Genomic DNA, 17,518 nt, shown 5'->3' with positions numbered 1-17,518 from the left:
GTCGTGGGATTCGGTGGGCCCGATCGCTCATGAGGACCGCTGGGACCATTTGGTGCACGACGGCGCCCGATCGATCACCTGGGAAATGGACGCCCCACCCCGGGGCGCGGTCTTGGAAACGGGCCTGGAGGAATTGCTGCGCCCGCGCGCGGACGTGCCGCGTAAACGGGTCGCGCTCGTCTACCGCCTGCATTCGGCGGCCGAGGCCACCGACATCGTCGACGGCGACTTCCGCGACGCTCTGGCCGCCGAGCAGACCGAACGCGGCATCGCCTCGGCTGCGGCGTCCATCCGCGTCGACAATACCCGCGCCGCCCGCCAGGAACAAGCCCGCGGCGCGGGCCTGACCCGGTTCGGGGTCCTGGTCACCGTCACCGACGTCCTCGACGCCGACCTGCCCGGCATCGAAACCTCCGTGCGGACCATGACCGCGGTGTCGCGGCTGCGGGTGCGCCGCTGCTACGGCTGCCAAGCCGCAGCCTTCGCCGCCTCCCTGGGCATCGGCCTGATCCTGCCCGAACACGCCTCGATTTCGAAGCGGTTCAGCGCATGACTATCCATACCGGGACCCGCAAGGCTCGCCATCCGCGCACGACGGCAGTCGCAGGGATTCGCCTGCTGACACCCCAGGCCCGCGCAGAGGCCGAAACGGCCGCCGGCGGGCGCGGCCTGGCCGCCGTGCGTGCCCGCTGGGCGTTGTCGAGCGACGATCATCGCCGCGCCAATGCCGCACGGCGGGTGGAGGATTCGGTCCGCGACGGGTTCGACGTGCCTGTGGCCGGTTTGACCGACCGCGGCTACCGCGGTGTCGGCGGCGGGCGGGCGAGGGTGGTGGCGGCGACGCCGGAATGGCGTGCGACCACGGTGCAGGTGGCCGGGTTGTGGCCCTTCGCGGTCGGCGCGACGGCGCCGATCGTGGGCTGCCCTGTGGGTTCTCATTTCGTGACCGGCGCGCCGGTGCATTTCGATCCGATGTCGTGGTTCGCCCGCGGTTTCATCACCGCACCGATCGCGTTCGTGCTGGCGCTCAACGGTTTCGGGAAATCCTCGCTCATCCGGCGCCTCGCGACCGGAGCCGTCGCCGCTGGGGAAACGGTGCTGTGCATGGGCGACACCAAACCCGACTACCGCGACCTCGTCGAAGCGCTGGGCGGGCAGGTCGTCGACCTTGGTTACGGGCACGGCAGCATCAATCCTCTCGCCGTCGGCGCGCTCGGCACTATCATCGACCGACTCCCCGACCCCGACCAACGCCGCCAGGTCGCCGCGCGCGTGGAGGCCGGGCAAGTCAACATCGTCGCCGGGCTGATCGAGTTGGTCCGCGGCTCCCGCGTCGCCGACTACGAAGAAACACTCATCGCCGCCGGCCTGCGTGAACTCTACAGTCCCGCCGCAGGATTCACCCCGGCTCGGCCGCCGCGGCTGTCGGATCTGTTGGCGACGATCTCCGGCGGCGCGCAGCGGTTGCGGCAGTTCGCCGAGGAAGACGACGACGTCGCGTTCCGGGCTGCGACCAAAGTGCTGCGCCGTTCGCTGCGCGCGGTGATCGAAGGCCCGTGGGGTCAGATCTTCGACCGTCAAACCAGCACCCCGCTGGACCTGAACAGCCCCGCTGTCTGCATCGATGTGTCCCGCATTCCCGAGGGCGACACGAAACTGCTGGCGGCGGTGCTGATGGTGTGCTGGAGCGAGGGCTTCGGCGCGGTCGCCGCCGCTCACGCCCTGGCCGACGCGGGTCTCGCGCCGCCGCGCACGTTCGAGGTCGTCATGGACGAGATCTGGCGCGTGTTGGGCGCGGGGGAGTTCATGGTCGACCGCGTCGATGCCCTGACCCGGTTGAACCGGCCGCTGGGCACCGGGTTGATCATGTGCAGCCACACCATCAAAGACCTCGCCGCCTTCGACTCGCCGGCCGCGCAAGCCAAAGCCCTCGGCTTCTTCGAACGCGCCCGCGCCAAGATCATCGGCCCCGTCGGGCCGGAAGAGATCGAACGACTCCGTGCCGCGGTATCGATCACCGACACCGAAAAACTACTGGTCACCTCCTGGGCCGCGCCACGCCCACCCACCGACGATCACCTCGACAACACCGGAGTGCGCGAAACACCGCCCGGCACAGGATGTTTCCTGCTCAAGACCGGCGAAGCCGACGCGCCCGGCATCCCGTTCCGCATGACCTTCACCCCCACCGAGCGCGCCCACGACATCCACAACACCAACCGCCGCTTCTCCCACCTCACCGACGGACACGTCGATACCCCACAACCGGGATCCACGGTGAAGGCTGCCGATGCGTGGGAGGACGGCGATGAGTGATGTCCTCCAGAACCCTCCTCGCAGGCATCGTGTCGCTGCCCATCGCGTTGATCCTGTTCCTGGCCTTGCTGGTCGGAATCCAGCCCGCGGACTCGTGTGCGGCCCAGGTGCTCGCTGGGGGAGTGGCGGGCCCGACCGGTCAATCGCTGGCGGGGTTGAACGAGCGGCAGTTGGAGCTGGCGCGCAACGGTGTCGCGATCGGCAAACAACGCCAAGCTCCGCGGTCGGTGATCATCGCCGAACTGGCGGCGATGATCACCGAATCGACGCTGCGCAACCTCGCGAACTCCAACGTCCCGGAATCGTTGAACTACCCCAACGACGGCGTCGGCGCCGACCACGATTCGGTGGGCCCGCACCAGATGCGGGTCAGCGTCTGGGGAAGCGCCGGGATCGCCACGCTGATGAATGCGATCTATCAGATCAACTGGTTCTACAACAAAGCCGCCACTGTCACCGGCGCCGCCTCGATGACCTCGGCCGAACTCGCCCAAGCAGTCGAAGTGTCCGCACCGAACGCCTATGCCGGACAACTGGATCTGGCCCAACGCCTCTACGCGACGTTCGCCGACATCGACCCAGCGTCCCTGCCCACCCCCGCGCCAGGACAACCGGCCCCCGGATGTGGACCCGGTTCGGCACCACCCGGCGCGCCAGTGCAGGCCAGTGGGTTCGGGCAAGCGGTCGTGGCCGCGGCGCAGCGGTGGATCGGTACCCCATACGTGTGGGGTGGGGGAGACGCCGATGGACCGACCGGCGGCGGGTTCGACTGCTCCGGGTTGACGTTGTACGCGATCTACCAGGCATCGGGCGGCCGAATCCGGTTGCCGCACTACACACAGGCCCAACAAGACTCACCGGCCGGCCAGATCGTCGCGTTCGATCAGCGACAACCCGGGGACCTGATCTTCTTCACAACCCCCGGCGAGAGCGATTCCCACCATGTCGCCGTGTACGCGGGCCGCGACGCCGGCGGCACGGACCTGGTCATCCACGCCCCCCAAACCGGCCAAACCGTCACCACCGCCCCCCTGGCCCGTGTCGCCGGAGCCGACCACCTCGACGTCCGCCGCTACACCACCCCGCAACCCCGAAGCCCAACAGTGGAAGAGGGAAAACAGCTGTGACACCGAATAATCCGCATCGACGACGTGAGGCGGGATCCGTCCGCGGACGTTCTATACCTCCGTCGCCGAAGCGGCGCAATACCGCTATGACCAGTGCAGCCGGTGACGACCGCGTCAGTGCCGAGCAACGGCTCGCCTCGCGGGCGGCGGCGGGGCCGCATCTTCTGGCGTGGGTCGCCGCGACGCGGCAGACCTTCACCATCTGCCGGCCCGACGGACGCGCGGTGGCCCACGATCGCTTCCACCGCGACCTCGTCATCGACAGCGACGGCGCTGCCATCGAAACCGCAGCGCTGCAAGCGATCTGGCTCGCCGCACAGGGGAAGGACCTGTGGGGAGCCGACGTGGCGACCCTGCGCATCGTCACCTCCTGTCTCGTCGCGGACCCGGCCGCCCTGCACCGTGCGGCGGTCACCAGCGGCCTGGTGCTCGACCTGGTCGTCGACGCCACCACCAACCCCGCTACCGGCCATCAGCTCGGCGTCTGGGTCGACTGGCGTCGCGCCGACCTCACCTGCCTGATCCAACATCCGAGGAACCAGAAATGACGTCTCGCCCCTTCACCACCTTGCTCGCTGTCATGGCCGGAGCGTGCCTGTTGACCGCGTGCACCGAGCACCCGTCACGCGGCCGACCGCCGGACGAAAACTCCTGTGCCCATGCAGGATTCGAGGCACCGTTCACCGCAGTCGACCCATGCTCGGCCGAATCGGTCATATCGGCGGCCTTGCAGACGATGTTCACCTACCGACCTGCCGACGGGGTCGACCCACGGCACGCATTCGACACTGCGACGCCGCTGCTGGACCCCGAATTCGCACTCAGCGCACCCGCGGCCATCGCCCTGGCACCGGTCACACCCGACATGTGGCAACACTGGCGCGACCAACACGTCACGATCACCGCGACCGCCCGTGTCACCGCTGATGACCACCCGCCCGACACCACGTCACGGGCGGCGCGCGTGGTCACCGTGAGCATGCAACCCAGCGACACCACACCCGCACTGCGGCTGGTCGTGTTCGCTCTCGCACACCGCACGCAGACCAGCGCGGGCGTGCGGTGGTTGCTGGCGAATGTGCAGGTGGCGTCGTGAGCCAGGGGAACGGTGACCCGGTCGATGAGGGCGGGCAAGCGGTCAAGGCCGGGTTCGTGCAGGCGATGCAAACCGCGGCGATGACGATGAACCTGCTGCAGCGCCGCGGGAGCGAATCACGCTCGCGTCAGGAGTTCACGCAACGCCAAGACGACCGGATCGCCGAACAGCAGCGCAAGAACCACATCCACACTTTGCAGCTGCAGGGCTACATCGATCGCTCGCAGCACGGCCGCCTCGAGCATTGGGCCGACATGGCGATCAAGGCAGGCCGCTACCGCGAACACCTGCTCGAAATGCAGGTCAAAAACGCACGCCTGCAACACGATCAGGACAGAGCAGACCGCGCGAAAGACAGCGACAAGGCCAGCGAGGAACGCCGCGACAAGGTCCACGGATTGCAGGTGCGGGCCCTGCGCGGTGAGTACAACCGAAAAGACGCCATCCATAGCCAGCAGCTGCGCCGCTACGACAAACAAATCGCCCAGGACCGCCGCCTGCACGATCTGAAGGTCGAATACCAGAAGCTGCTGATCGAGGCCCGCAAACGCGCGCTCGGACTCACCGAAACACTCACCGACACCGACCCGAGCAATGCCCACGCCCACGCTGCCAACGCGGCGTGGGCAGCGGCCGAGGCCACCGCGGATCTGTCCGACGACCATCGCGCCCACGCTGACGCGTGGGCCGAACGCTACGGCGAGGACACCGGCAACGACCCCCGCACCACCCTGCACACCGCGCGCGCGGAGGCGGCGGGCCTCGACGACGCCGTCGATGAACTCCACAGCCAGATGAGCGCGCTGAGCGCCGAATACACCCTCGCCAGCTACGGCGAAGCCCAGATGCGCACCTTTGGGACCGCCGACTCGCCCGCGTCGGGGGCCGGGTCCGGCGACGAGCTCGAGGTGCTCGACGGAGAGGTCATCGACGTCGCGGTCGAGGCCACCGGCGTCACCGGCGACCTGGACACGGGCGTCGACTTTGCCGACCAGAGCCTGCCTCCGGTCAAGGCACTCGGTGCCGCACCGTCGCCGGGGATCGAACCATGACCACACACAACGGCTTTCGCGGCCCGTTTCCGGTCGCGGCGACGCCTGACCGGTGGCAGATGAAGGTGCTCGCGGGTGTGTATGCGCATGCGTCGGCGGCGCGGGAGATGGCCGCGGCGGCGCGGGCGGGGCGGGAGGCGACCGGTGAGCTGCCGCCGCCGGCGTGGTCGAGGGCTTTCCGCACCGAGGTCCTGCTCGGTCAAGAGCTCGAGAAAGCGGGACTGGCCGCCGGGGTGCCGCGCGAGTGGCTGAATCAGGCGCGCACGCGCGCCCATATGGCACAGCCGTGGCGACGAGACCTGCACTGGCGCACCCCAAAACCGGTGGACCGGACCCGGCTGCTGGTCGGGCTGGCCGGCGAAGCACACCGGATTCAAGACCTCGCCGCGATGGCGGTCGCCTACGAGCACCGCGGCGCGCACGCCGAACCCGGCACCGCGACCTGGGTCATGCGCAACCTGCGCCGATCCCGCACCCGCCTGGTCCAACTGGCACGCCTGCTCGCCGTGACCGACAACGAAGCACAGCGAATGTGGAACGCGCCCCAGCACTGGGCCGCCGCCGCTGGCAGCGCCCGCGGCGCCGGGGTCGACGAACTCGAGACCCGCTGGCGCGCCCACGCTCGCAGCGACCAGACCAGCATCGTCCTGCAAGCCCGCGCGCTCACCAAATCCGGCATCACCGCACCCACCGGGGCCGCACTCCCACCACCGGATCAGATCCTTGAGGTCCTTCGAAACGAGCTCGGACACCACACTCCCGTATCCGAGGCCGCCGACCGGCATCCGGTCGCCGACGTGGTCGCACCGGCCGGGCAAGGCATCGACATGGCGGTGGCCGCCGCTGGAATAGGCAGCGGCGGCCATGACGGCCTGGTGGCGGATCTTGCTCCGCTGCCACGACAGCCCGGCACGGGAGTCGAGGTCGAACTATGACCGCAACGGAACACACTGCCGGTGCGGCTGGTTGGCGTCCGGTGGCGCCGAATGCGGCGCAGAAGGTACTGCTGCGGCGGTTGTGCGCGGTGGCGGGCCAGACGCGGACACTGCTCGATACCGCTCGAAACGACTATGAGACAGGGGTTTTGGCCGAGCCTGCCTGGTTCGCGCGCCTGGATGCTCTGATGGCGCGCAGCGCCGCGCTGGCGGCGTTGGGCCACGCCGGTGGGATTCCGCAGCGGTGGATCGATCTCGCCCGCCAGCAGGGCGAGCGTGGCACAGGGTGGCGGACCCCGCAACGATGGCCCGTCCCGCAACCCGTGCAGCGGGACCGCCTCATCGACGACCTCGCCGCCGAAGCCCGCGACCTCACCGACGTCGTCGCCGTCCACGCCGCCTACCGCGCCCGCGCCCGCGGCGACGAACCCGAGTCTCTGCGCAAACGTCTCGAAGCCACTGCAGCTGCGCACCACGAGCGCCTGACTTCGATCGCGGCGCTGTTGGATCTGATCGGACCCGAACGTGACCGGATCAGGCCGGCCCCAGACCCGATCTGGGCGCGCGCTCTCGCGGCCACCGTGCGAGACCGCGACCCCAGTCTGCTGGCGCAGCAATGGCGCGCCCACGCCCACCACGAACCCGCATCAGTGACGGCCTACCGGCTGCTGACCGACCACGGCGACATCGACTTCACCCCAGATTCGGCCATCGCGCCGATCCCCGAAGCGATGGTCGAACACATCGCCGCCGCCCTGCGACTGCCACCCGGGCTGGCCACTCCCGACCTGCCCCTCGCCGCAGCCACGCACAGCGCTGTGACCGCCGCGTTAGGCGAACCCCGACGCCTCGAATTCCCTTCGCCGACGGCCGGGGACGAGCAGCGCGTCGGCGGAGCAGCAGCACGCACGTATCGCGACAACGGCCCGAGCCCATGACACGCGTGCGGCGGCACACGCCCCGCGTGCCGTCGACTCACCGGCGGCCGAGCACCGCGCCCGAGCCAGGAGATAAAGAATGACGATCCCGCAACCGATACCCGATCCAGCCCGCACCCCGGTTCCGACGTCGACCGTCGCGCCGGGCAGCGACCGTGTCCGGGGTCCGAACGCCGCCCAAGCGGCATTGTTGCGGCGGCTGCGTGACGTCTTTGACGGGCTGCGCCGGATGCAGGAAACCGGCCGTCTCGGAGGCGAATTCGGTCACTTTCCGGCCGAATTGTGGCACGACTACCTCAACGACATGCACGACCGCGCCGACGCATTGACCGCGCTCGGACGCGCCGGTGGGATCCCCGCACCATGGCTCGACTACGCCCGTGGGCACACCGCTAGCGGGCAGGTGCCGGACCGTTGGCCGGGCACAGATGCGTGGGCGCGCGCCGAACTGATCGCCGCAGTGGGTGCGCAGGCGCGGGCGCTGGGGCACATCGCGGCCGTGCATGCCGCCTACCGGTCCGGGATCGCCGCTGAACCCGACCGGGACCAGGACGCTTTCGCTGAAATGCTGGGCCAGCGATGGGACCGCATCGGCACAGTGGCGGCTCTGCTGCAACCTGTCGGCGCGGAACGCGAACAGATATGGCCCAACCTCGAAAGCCCCGCATGGCTCGCCTCGTTCGCACAGCCGGTACACGACATCGGGCCTGCGGAGTTGGCGCGGCGATGGCAAACCCACCTGTCGGCGTCGGACACCGCCGCATCCACGCACGCGGCGCTGGCCGACTACGGCGACCTGACCTGGGACCCCGACCGTGAACTGGTGCCGCCACCGCAATCACTGATCGACCAAATCAACGCCGCGCTGCATCCCGGCCGCAGCGTCGACACGGCGGTCGGTGGTGGCACCGCGATCGACGCCGATATCGCCGCCGCACTCCCGGATGTGGCCCGCGAATTTTCGCCGGCGATCCCCACACCGGATGCGAATCAGGCCGCCGGCCGCGCGGTCGACAACGGACCCGAACCGTGACAGCAACCCCGCCAACCGAAAGCAACAGCAGTGCAATGACGTTCGATTCAGGAGCCTACTTATGACCGACCCGCAATCACCGCGCGTGCAGCGAAGACCGGTGTGGCAGCAGAGACTGCTCGACCGGATCCAGGACTTGTCCGACGACCGCGGCCGACTGCTGCGCGAAAGCTATGACACTCCGCCCGGGGCCAGGGAGTTGTCCATGCTGGCCTGGCGCACTCAACTGCTGCAACTGGCGGCCGACCGCAGCGAGATCGAAGCCCACGCGCACGCGATCGGCATCCCGGACGCCGAGATCGCCGCCGCCCGAGCGGCCGGAAGCCGCGGCCGTCGAGCCGACCTCAACCCTGAGCCCGGCGCCGACGCGGTGCGCGAGCACGTGATGGGCTGGGTGGCCAGCGACGTATGGCAGATCCAGCACATGGCCGCGATCGACGTCACCCACCGAATGCGTGCGGTCACCGACACACCTCGATTCGAGCCCGAACCAGGGATGGTCGCTCAGTTCGAGCGCAACCTGAGCGCGTTGTGGATTCGGGCCGGCAACCTCGCCGACGCGATCGGCCTCACCGTCGATGAATCCGCCGGAATGTGGGCCCGGACCAGCAGTGACTGGCAGCGAATCCTCGACGCCACCACACGCACCTACGACAACGAAGCAATCGAGGAACGCTGGCGCGTCTACGCCCGCCCCGGCATCGAAACCAGCGTCATGCGCGACGCCACGGCCATCACCCTGCGCCTGGAGGTCGCCGTGTCCGAACAACCCGTGCGCATCCCCACTCCGCACGCCATGAAAACCGCCGCCGCAGCGGCATTGCTGTCTCGGCCGGCCCCCGGTGCCGACACCGTCGCCGACGCGATCGACCGTGCCCTGCCCACCGAGGCCGACCACACCGACTGGAACACACCCACACCCCCCGGCCTACCACCGCATCCCGGCCAGAACCTCGACGCCGGAACCCAGCTATGACCAGCTCCACTGCCCGTCCGAACACGCTGCCGCCCAGTGTGATTCACCCGCCACGGAGGTTTCGACCATGACCGACCCCAACCCCGCGGTATCGATCGAACAGTGGCAGGCGAAGTTGCTGGCCCGCATCGACCGCCTCGCGCGCGAGCACGCGACGGTGCAGGCACGCGGCTTCGGCGGCTACGCCGGCACCGACGGCACGCCCGAGCAAGAGTGGCGCTCGCATCTGGACGCGTTGGAAGCCGAACGCGAAACCACCGAGCAACTGGCCATCGAGCTCGGCATCCCAGCCCAATGGGTCGACCGCGCCCGAACCAACGGCGCCGAAGCAGCCGAACACCCCGCGCCCGCAAACGTAATCGCGCAGGCCGTCGCGCATCCGAACCCAGCAGCCGGGAGCCCCGAGGCCGCCGCGTCGGCGGCGAAACAGTTGTTCATCGACATGGCTGTCGTCGACGTGTGGCACGTGCACCGGATGGCGCTGCTGTCAGCGGCACGCGATGCCCGCCTCAGCGCCGGCCGATTGGGGTTGGGCGCCGACCCGGTCGCCGATATGCAGTTCCACCGCAACTTGAATCTGCACCATCAGCGCGCGACGGGGCTGTCCGACGCCGCGCAACTGTCGGCGCCCGAGGTCGAAGCCCTCTGGAACAGCCCGCAAGTCCATACCGCCCGCCAGCAGGCCGCCGAGCAGATCAACCGATGGGACGACCTGCAACTGGAATTCGAATGGCGCCGCTACACCCGACCCACGACGGACCCAGCGTTGCCGCCCTACATCCCGGTCGACCCGGACACCGGATCCCCGACCACCCACGCACAGGCCCGCCCACCCGACCCCGCCGAATTGATCGCCCGCGCCGCCGCCGCCCTCGGTATCGACCCCCAGCGCACCGACCGCCTCCCGATCCGCCTCGCCACCGCCATCGATATCGCTCTGCCCGAAACCGGCGCCCGCGACTGGGCCCCCGACCCCGATACCACACCACCGCCAACCTCCACACGACCCGACCTCGGACCCGAACCGTGACCGCCGCACACCGCCATCTCCTGGTGACGGCGCTGGCGCCGCCCTCACCTAAGACCGATTCCACACCGATACCGCGAGGACATCCCGTCACGCCACGACCACCGGTCGCGGCTCGCTTCTCCTGAAGGCGGAACACGATGTCCGACAACACATTCCCACCCTCGACCTCTCCGGGCGCCCACGCCCCGGAGCCTGTGGCGAGCCTCCCTCCCTCCGATGCGGCGGCACCTGCACCGGTACCCGCGACAGCGTTTCGATCCCGCACCGTAGCCAGCCCCCTGGCCGTCCGGTTCGGCCCCGACGACCCCGACGCCGTGCGCGCGACCGCCTTGCGTGCCGTGCAGGACTCGATGAAGCGCTACATCGACTGGCAACAGCACCCGGCACCCGACGCCACCACTGGCGCTGGTCCCGGCGAGTGGCGGCTGACCGCGATCAACGGCGTCGAAGACGATCTACGCCGTGCTTACCTCGATGCCGTCAGGAGCGGGGTGTCGATCAGCGACATCGATACCGCCCACGATCTCGGACTAACCGGTGTCGGGTGGGACCAGCAACCCGCCCACCGGCTGCTGGGCCGGCTCGAACACCTCGCCCACGTCCTCACCCTCGCCGAGGCCCGCGCTGGCACCGACCGCACCCGGATACGCGAACTCGAACACGAACTTGGTCGAGCCAATGAGCGCATAGAAGCCCTGTCCGAAGACCTCGCCCACGCGCACAACACCATCGCCAGCCACACCGAAGAACTGGTCGACGCCGAATGGCACACCAGCGACCGCCACCACAACATCGAACCCGGACCGCAATCCGCACGCGCACTCGCCCGTATGAACGCCGAACTGGCGCTGGCCAACGAGATCGACGCGCTGCAACGCGGCCCGGCGAGCGATACCAGCGGTGGTATCAGCACGGCGATCGACACCGCACTGCCCGGCCAGCCCGACTACTGGCCCGACACCACCGACCCCGACACCGGGCCCCCGCCAGGCACGCCAGGTCACGGGCCGGAGGTGGAGCCGTGACCGTTTTGGACGAGCCGCTGGGTTTCACCGACCCCGACTACTATCGCGACGCCACCTCGCAGACCGAGCGGCAGCTGCGCGCCGATTTCGCACGCTACTACCAGCTACGCGAGATCGCGCCCTCCGCCATCTCTGCCGAGGTGCGCGCCGAATTCAACGCCCGCGCTGACGAGTTGGCGATCCGGTGGGCGCGCCACGAGTCCGAACACTGGCGCGGCACCTGGGCCGGGTTACAGCGGGTCGTGGCCGGGTGGCGAACTCAACCGGAAATCGCGCGCCGCAACTTCGACCAGATTGCCCGCGCCCGCGCCGCCGGTGAGGTAGCGATCGACGACGACATTTGGCGCACCCTGCAGCAAGCCCGCCTCATCACCGGGCACGGCACTGCCACGATCACCGGCTCAGACCAAGACGCCTCCCGCCGCTACCCCTACCTGCAACCCGACATGGGCGCCACCGCGGCACCGACGGCGCGAACCGAGAACGAGGTCGATCGCCGCACCGCGGTCGAGCGCACACTGGGTGCCCCCAGAAATCCGGCTGTCGCGTTACCGAGCCTGGCGAAGGTCGACGCCGTCATCGCCGACACCGACGAACTGCTCGAGACCGAGGAAGCAGCAGCCGATCTCGACGACGGCCGCGACGCACGGAAAATGCTGCTGCCCCGCGCGGTTCGCGAGGCGCCGATCTCGGCCGACTACAGCGACACCGAAACATGGCAACGCTGCCACGCCGAGGCCCTGCGAGAAGTACAGGATCTCGCCGCCGAGCACAGCACCGTCGCCGACGGACTCAACGGAGAAGACGACCAAGCCCGCATCGCCCGGCTCGACCGATTGCGGGCCGGCCTGAGCGCCGCCCGCCGCGACGCCCTCGCCATTGGACTGACCGACGCACAGGTACACACCGCCTACACCGCCGGCCGCGACGGAACCTACTGGGCCACACAACCCTCCGACCCACAACTCGGGCGCATCGCCCAACTCCTCGAACACCGCGACACCGCCCGCGCCGCCGCCGACACCTACCACACCCAGCTCACCCGAACAACTGCCGCGCAGCCACATGCCGCCGTCACCACGACAGAGACGGCCATGCCGGTCGCTCACAGCACCACCTCCGACATAGGCGCAGGTGCTGCGATCAACAGCGCGGTCGACACCGCACTTCCCGATCCCCAGTCCGGCGAATGGGCCCCCGCCGCTTCCGAGCCGATCACGAACAAGGTTGTCTCCCAGGCTGATCGGGAGGTGAGCTTGTGAACCACCGCGGCCACGGTTATGCACAGGTGCTCACAGCGTTATCCCCAGCCTGGGTGGGGGCAGTGTGATGGCGCGGCAGACGCGGCGCCGCACCACCGGAGGGCTCGGGGAAGAAACCTGGCTGCTGCTCATCGCCCTCGGGGTTATTGCGTTGACGCTGCTCGCATGGGCGGCCCTGACAGCCGGAAGCTGGTGCGCCGGACTGCCCATCACCGCCCACCCAGTCACGGCGCTCCTGCAGATGATGACCGGCAGGCATCGCTGGCCCTGGCAATCCAGCGCGATCTTCGCCATCGCGCTGGCGGCCATCGGCGCGTCCGTGACCGCGTCCCGCAGGCGGTGGGCCTCGATGCGGCGCAACGACATCGACCACGCAGCACGCACAATGGTCTCCCCGCGACAGATCACTGCTGCGCGGCAACAGGACAACGCCACCGCCGCCGAGCGGCTTCTCAAAGACGCCCCAGCCGATGTCCGGGCGTTGCCGGGGCCACCGTTGGGCCGCACCGTCATCGGCGGGGTCGAGTTGTTCGTCCCGGCCGAAATGGGTGTATTCATCGCAGCCGGGCAACGCACCGGCAAAACAATGGCCTGGGCCATCCCCGCAGTGCTGAGCGCGTGGGGACCGGTCCTGGCCACCTCCAACAAACCAGACCTCTACCGGCACACCATTTACGGCCGTGAACAACGCGGCCGAGTCTGGCTCTGCGATTTACAAGCGGTGACCGGGCAGGCTGAATGCGGGTTCTGGGTCGACCTGCTCGCCCGCATCCACACCCTCGCCGCCGCACGCAAGCTGGCCTCGTTCTTCGTCTCCGGGGCGTCGGGATCGGCGTCGGAGCGCGCCAACGCCCGCGTCGACTCCTACTTCGACGGCGGCGCTCAAGAACTGCTGGCCCTGTATCTTTTGGCCGCCGCGTGTGTCGACGGCGACCTGCTCCACGTCGCCGAATGGCTGTCCAGCGATCAAGACCAAACACCAATCCTGATCCTGCGCCACCACCATCACGCCCGTGCGGCGCAACGGATCTCGGACGCGCAAGGGTTGTACGCGCGCCAACGCGATGGCCTCTACGACATGGCGCGCCGGTTTTTGAACGTGCTCTCCGACGAGGGCTACGCCACCATGATCACCCCACCCGCGCGCAAACGCATCAGCGTCTACGAAACCAGCGACGCGATCGTCATCGACACCGCGCTGGCGCCGACGACGCACGACCTGCCCGAATTCAAACCCGCGGACTTCGTCACCAGCAACGACACCCTGTTCGCGTTGTCGATGACCGGCCCGGACTCCGCCGCCGCTCTCACCGCCGCCCTCGTCGGTCAAATCCTGGAATCAGCGCTGACATTCGCCCGCGCCCGCCCCGACGGCCGCCTAGCGGTGCCGCTGCTGGCGGTCCTCGACGAAGCGGCCAACTGCGCGCTCATCGACGCGCTGCCCAGCTACTACACCTACGCCGCCGGGTGCGGGGTCATCCTGCTGACCATCGTGCAAGTCCTCGAACAAGCCGAAGACCTCTGGGGCGCAAACGGTTTGACAGTAATCCGCGCCCAGTCCATCGAAATCTACGGCGGCAACATCGCCACCCCCACCTATCTCGAGCAGTGGGTGCGACTCGTCGACGACCACGACGTCGCCGATCATTCCCGCTCGAGCGGGCCCGGCGGCACCAACCGCACCACCAGTTGGCGCGCCGAACCGATCCTCAGCGTCGCCAAACTCGCACGCCTACCCAAAAATCGCGCCCTGGTCCGCCTCCCCGGCCACGAACCGGTCCTGGTCGAAAAGCAGTTCTGGTGGAACAACCCCACCCTCGAACCACTCGTCACCCGCTCCCTGGCCCGCTACATCAACTCACCCACACCACCCACGCGGCCGGACAACCACACCGGTGGCGCAGCAGGAGTCGAACTATGACCACCCCAGCGACACCCGGAGCGTCACGGCAGCCCCGCAAAGCACCGGCGCCGGCCTACCCGGACTTCGTCACCTTCGCCGAACAATGGCTGTTCCCCTTCGTCACCGTCCGCCTCGCCGAAGCCAACCGCGAACACACCTGGACCTGGTGCAGCCAATGGTGGCGCCACCGCGCAGTCTCCGTCCGCGTCGCCTGCGTGCACCGGGCCTTCGAAGCCATGCGCGCAGACAAAAACGCCGCGGGCCTGTCGACCTTCCTGCTCCACCACCTCGACCCCCACTTCCACGTCATCCTCGACGCCGCCAACGGCCCACTGCACCGCTGCACCCGCACCAAACACACCGGCCAGCCGTCACTCACCTACGAACCGGTGCCGCCGGGATGGTTCACACCCACGGCCAGACCCAACGCTAAATCCAGTACCACCACGCCGTTCCGGTTCGGCCACTACGCCGAATTCGTGGAGCAATGGCTGCTGCCGGTCACCGCCGTCCGCGTCGCCGCCAACCACCGCGAAGACCAATACACGTGGTGTCGGCGATGGTGGGACCACCGCAGCGTCGCCGTACGCTTCGCCGCCCTGCACGTCGTGTTCGAAGCCGCCCGCATCGCCGAGGACGGCTCGGCCATGTCGACCCTGTTCGTCTCCCACATCGACCCGCACTTCCGGTACATCCTCGACGCCGCCAACGGACCCCTGCACCGGTGTACCCCCGACCACCACACACCCGAAACCGGACTACCCACAGCGGCCGTGCCTGCCGACTGGTTTACCGCGCTCGGAAACGCCGCGTCGACAGAAGGTCTAGGGTTCGGACCAGACTTCCGGAGCCACAGGCAACAACGATGACAGCGTGGCGCGGAACCATTTGCGCCACTGGCGAGCCGGGGGTCTATCTCGCTGACGGTGTTTCGGCGGTTTCTCTCAGTAAATTCGGGGCGTCGGACCAGCGATCGGCGAAGGTGGTCATGAACGCGTTGACCGCAGGCTTCCACTGCATGGACCCTCGTGCCCGACCGGCACTGGTCGGGTCGAGGGACCGAGAACAGATAGAGACATTTGGTGCGACCTGCTCTGTGGGAAGGCCTGTGTGCCGTGATCGCGCGCCGGGAACGCAAGGACTTGATCGCGTTCGTCGATCAGATCACCCGCCGGATCCTGAGGTTGCAGTTGAGGAAGGGCACGAATTCGTTCCACGCCTTGTTCCAAAGCCGACTGATCGCATCGTATTTCGTGCCCCGTTTGTCGTGAGTTCGTCCGGCGCCGCGCGGGCGGCGTCGGCGTTGACAGCGGTGTGGATCGGTATGATGTCGCATATGAGCGTGCCTTAGTGCTGGCGCCCGGCCAGCCGGAAGGTGTTGCGGACCAGGGGGACTTGCGGCATGAGCTAACTTTTGCTGCCGCTAATTTTTGGCCAACCTTCGACTCAGTCGGCCCGCGCCGTCGGGACGAAGCTGCGGTCGAGAGGCAAAGTTCGCTGGGGCCTTCGACGCACCGCGATCTGGTTGGTCGCCCAGGTCCAGTTCCGTTCAGGTTGCACGCAGGAGATGTGGCGCGCCTACGCTGACATGAAATCCGCCTGCCGGAGGCTGTGCGCAGGTATGCGCGCCCGATTTCGTCGCCGTTACTCGCTGGTGCGTTCCCGCGTGCCCTCGATCACCGCGTCCACACAGCGCTGCAGAACCATCATGTCGAGTGCGAGCACCCTATCCAGATCGACTTCGTTCGGGTTATCGATCGTTGTATAAACCATGATGCCAGCCCAAAACCGCTTGATGGCCTTCAGGATCTGCACTGCCTCGACGAAAAGATCGGTGTCGAGCCGCTCGTCCGGATCGACGATGTACTTGATGAGCTCGTGGGTGACGGCATGGCGATGATCGTAGATATCGTCCAGCCGGTCCGCCTGCGCCATGGTGATGGCTTCGGACTCGACCAGCCAGAGTAGCGAGGCCCGAAACTTGTTCTTTGGTGCCAGATCCAGCACGTCGCGCCGGTAGGCAGCCTCGTTGACGACGCTGCGGCCGGAGTCATCGCAGCCCACACTGTAGAATTCTCGAACCTCGTCAAGCACAACCAGTTTCAGCCGCTCATGGAGTATCTGGAGCAGGCTGGCGAACATCAAGGCGAAACGGATGCTCTCCGGTCGCAGCTTGGCTTCGAGTGCCCGCTTATATCCCTCCGGATCATCAGCAAATCCCACTGAATCAGTGTGCTGAAGTTGGCGGAGATCGGCATCAAGATTTTGGTGGCTTGACGTATTGGCGGTTCGGAGAAGCCATGACCAGTTCCGAGTCCGTGCGTCGTCGAGACACGACGGGCGGCGCTACGGGAAAGGTGATGCACGAAGGTTGTCGAGACCGTGACCTGTGGCCCGAACGCGCGCGCCTACGGCCTGTAATGTCGGCACTCTTCGGGGAGGTTCCCCTTCAGAGGCGGTGTGTCTAGAGTGGCTGGTGTGACGGCGGCGGCGTGCGCATCTAGTACCGGGTTCCGCGCTGAAGCTGACATGCTCGACTACCTGGCGAGATCGTCCCTGTTCGCCCACAAAATGAATCCGCTGTTTGAGATCCCCTGTACGGCTGGTGTGCCTGACATTGTCTTCATCCAGTTCGACAAGAAGGGGCTCGCCGAACGGGCGACTCGGACCGCACTTACCGACCTAACTGAGCTCCGCGTCATGATGGCGGTTGCGGGTGGTCGAGGTAGGCCGCTCCGGCCGTGGGTTGCCGACGATGTGGCGTCGCAGGTGCATCTGACATCGACGTACCTGCGACGGTCGGTGCTACCGCGCCTCGTCGCTGG

General features: G+C 68.0%; 17 protein-coding genes. 16 read left to right on the top strand and 1 reads right to left on the bottom strand.

Going from position 1 to position 17,518, the window contains the following annotated elements:
• From RJ03_RS28645 to RJ03_RS35260, 15 genes are all read left to right on the top strand, one after another.
• A partial coding sequence (locus tag RJ03_RS28645) for an SCO6880 family protein (protein WP_036508293.1) occupies positions 1 to 553 on the top strand: 553 nt, incomplete at its 5' end.
• Positions 550 to 2,316, top strand: coding sequence for a putative type IV secretion/conjugal transfer ATPase (locus RJ03_RS28640; RefSeq protein ID WP_063820462.1), 1,767 nt, complete (start codon positions 550 to 552; stop codon positions 2,314 to 2,316). The genes RJ03_RS28645 and RJ03_RS28640, both read left to right, overlap by 4 nt.
• Positions 2,316 to 3,443 (top strand): C40 family peptidase, encoded by a 1,128-nt coding sequence (locus RJ03_RS28635; protein ID WP_218001023.1) that lies wholly within the window; start codon positions 2,316 to 2,318, stop codon positions 3,441 to 3,443. The genes RJ03_RS28640 and RJ03_RS28635 overlap by 1 nt, the downstream gene beginning before the upstream one ends.
• A gap of 86 nt (positions 3,444 to 3,529) precedes the next feature.
• Positions 3,530 to 3,991 (top strand): hypothetical protein, encoded by a 462-nt coding sequence (locus RJ03_RS28630; protein WP_036508276.1) that lies wholly within the window; start codon positions 3,530 to 3,532, stop codon positions 3,989 to 3,991.
• Positions 3,988 to 4,539, top strand: a complete 552-nt coding sequence (locus RJ03_RS35265; RefSeq protein ID WP_051025358.1) for a hypothetical protein — start codon at positions 3,988 to 3,990, stop codon at positions 4,537 to 4,539. The genes RJ03_RS28630 and RJ03_RS35265 overlap by 4 nt, the downstream gene beginning before the upstream one ends.
• Complete coding sequence (locus tag RJ03_RS28620) at positions 4,506 to 5,591, top strand: hypothetical protein (protein WP_157163514.1); 1,086 nt, start codon at positions 4,506 to 4,508, stop codon at positions 5,589 to 5,591. Before RJ03_RS35265 ends, RJ03_RS28620 begins: the two co-directional genes overlap by 34 nt.
• Complete coding sequence (locus tag RJ03_RS28615) at positions 5,588 to 6,526, top strand: hypothetical protein (RefSeq protein ID WP_036508270.1); 939 nt, start codon at positions 5,588 to 5,590, stop codon at positions 6,524 to 6,526. Before RJ03_RS28620 ends, RJ03_RS28615 begins: the two co-directional genes overlap by 4 nt.
• Complete coding sequence (locus tag RJ03_RS28610) at positions 6,523 to 7,464, top strand: hypothetical protein (RefSeq protein ID WP_036508267.1); 942 nt, start codon at positions 6,523 to 6,525, stop codon at positions 7,462 to 7,464. The genes RJ03_RS28615 and RJ03_RS28610 overlap by 4 nt, the downstream gene beginning before the upstream one ends.
• Positions 7,465 to 7,543: 79 nt before the next feature.
• Positions 7,544 to 8,497 (top strand): hypothetical protein, encoded by a 954-nt coding sequence (locus RJ03_RS28605; protein ID WP_036508264.1) that lies wholly within the window; start codon positions 7,544 to 7,546, stop codon positions 8,495 to 8,497.
• Between the two features lie 61 nt (positions 8,498 to 8,558).
• Positions 8,559 to 9,473 (top strand): hypothetical protein, encoded by a 915-nt coding sequence (locus RJ03_RS28600; protein ID WP_036508261.1) that lies wholly within the window; start codon positions 8,559 to 8,561, stop codon positions 9,471 to 9,473.
• A gap of 67 nt (positions 9,474 to 9,540) precedes the next feature.
• Positions 9,541 to 10,503, top strand: coding sequence for a hypothetical protein (locus RJ03_RS28595; protein ID WP_036508259.1), 963 nt, complete (start codon positions 9,541 to 9,543; stop codon positions 10,501 to 10,503).
• A gap of 314 nt (positions 10,504 to 10,817) precedes the next feature.
• Entirely contained in the window at positions 10,818 to 11,528 is a 711-nt protein-coding gene (locus RJ03_RS28590; RefSeq protein ID WP_036508258.1) for a hypothetical protein, read from the top strand.
• Positions 11,525 to 12,790 carry a hypothetical protein gene (locus RJ03_RS28585; RefSeq protein ID WP_036508256.1) on the top strand — a complete coding sequence of 422 codons (1,266 nt, stop codon included), beginning with the start codon at positions 11,525 to 11,527 and terminating at the stop codon, positions 12,788 to 12,790. The genes RJ03_RS28590 and RJ03_RS28585 overlap by 4 nt, the downstream gene beginning before the upstream one ends.
• Before the next feature lie 67 nt (positions 12,791 to 12,857).
• Positions 12,858 to 14,711, top strand: coding sequence for a type IV secretory system conjugative DNA transfer family protein (locus RJ03_RS28580; RefSeq protein WP_051025357.1), 1,854 nt, complete (start codon positions 12,858 to 12,860; stop codon positions 14,709 to 14,711).
• Positions 14,708 to 15,562, top strand: a complete 855-nt coding sequence (locus RJ03_RS35260; protein WP_051025356.1) for a DUF4913 domain-containing protein — start codon at positions 14,708 to 14,710, stop codon at positions 15,560 to 15,562. Before RJ03_RS28580 ends, RJ03_RS35260 begins: the two co-directional genes overlap by 4 nt.
• Positions 15,563 to 16,337: 775 nt before the next feature.
• On the opposite strand, the gene RJ03_RS28565 is transcribed toward RJ03_RS35260, so the two are convergent.
• Complete coding sequence (locus RJ03_RS28565; protein ID WP_036508254.1) at positions 16,338 to 16,916, bottom strand: hypothetical protein; 579 nt, start codon at positions 16,914 to 16,916, stop codon at positions 16,338 to 16,340.
• Between the two features lie 255 nt (positions 16,917 to 17,171).
• On the opposite strand from RJ03_RS28565, the gene RJ03_RS38170 reads away from it, so the two are divergent.
• Positions 17,172 to 17,518: hypothetical protein (locus RJ03_RS38170; RefSeq protein WP_218001022.1), on the top strand; the 347-nt coding region annotated here is incomplete at its 3' end.

Source organism: Nocardia aobensis NBRC 100429, from assembly GCF_000308375.1.
Classification (GTDB): Bacteria; Actinomycetota; Actinomycetes; order Mycobacteriales; family Mycobacteriaceae; genus Nocardia; species Nocardia aobensis.
The sequence above is the reverse complement of the archived record's forward strand: the minus strand, read 5'-3'. Positions and strand labels throughout refer to the sequence as shown.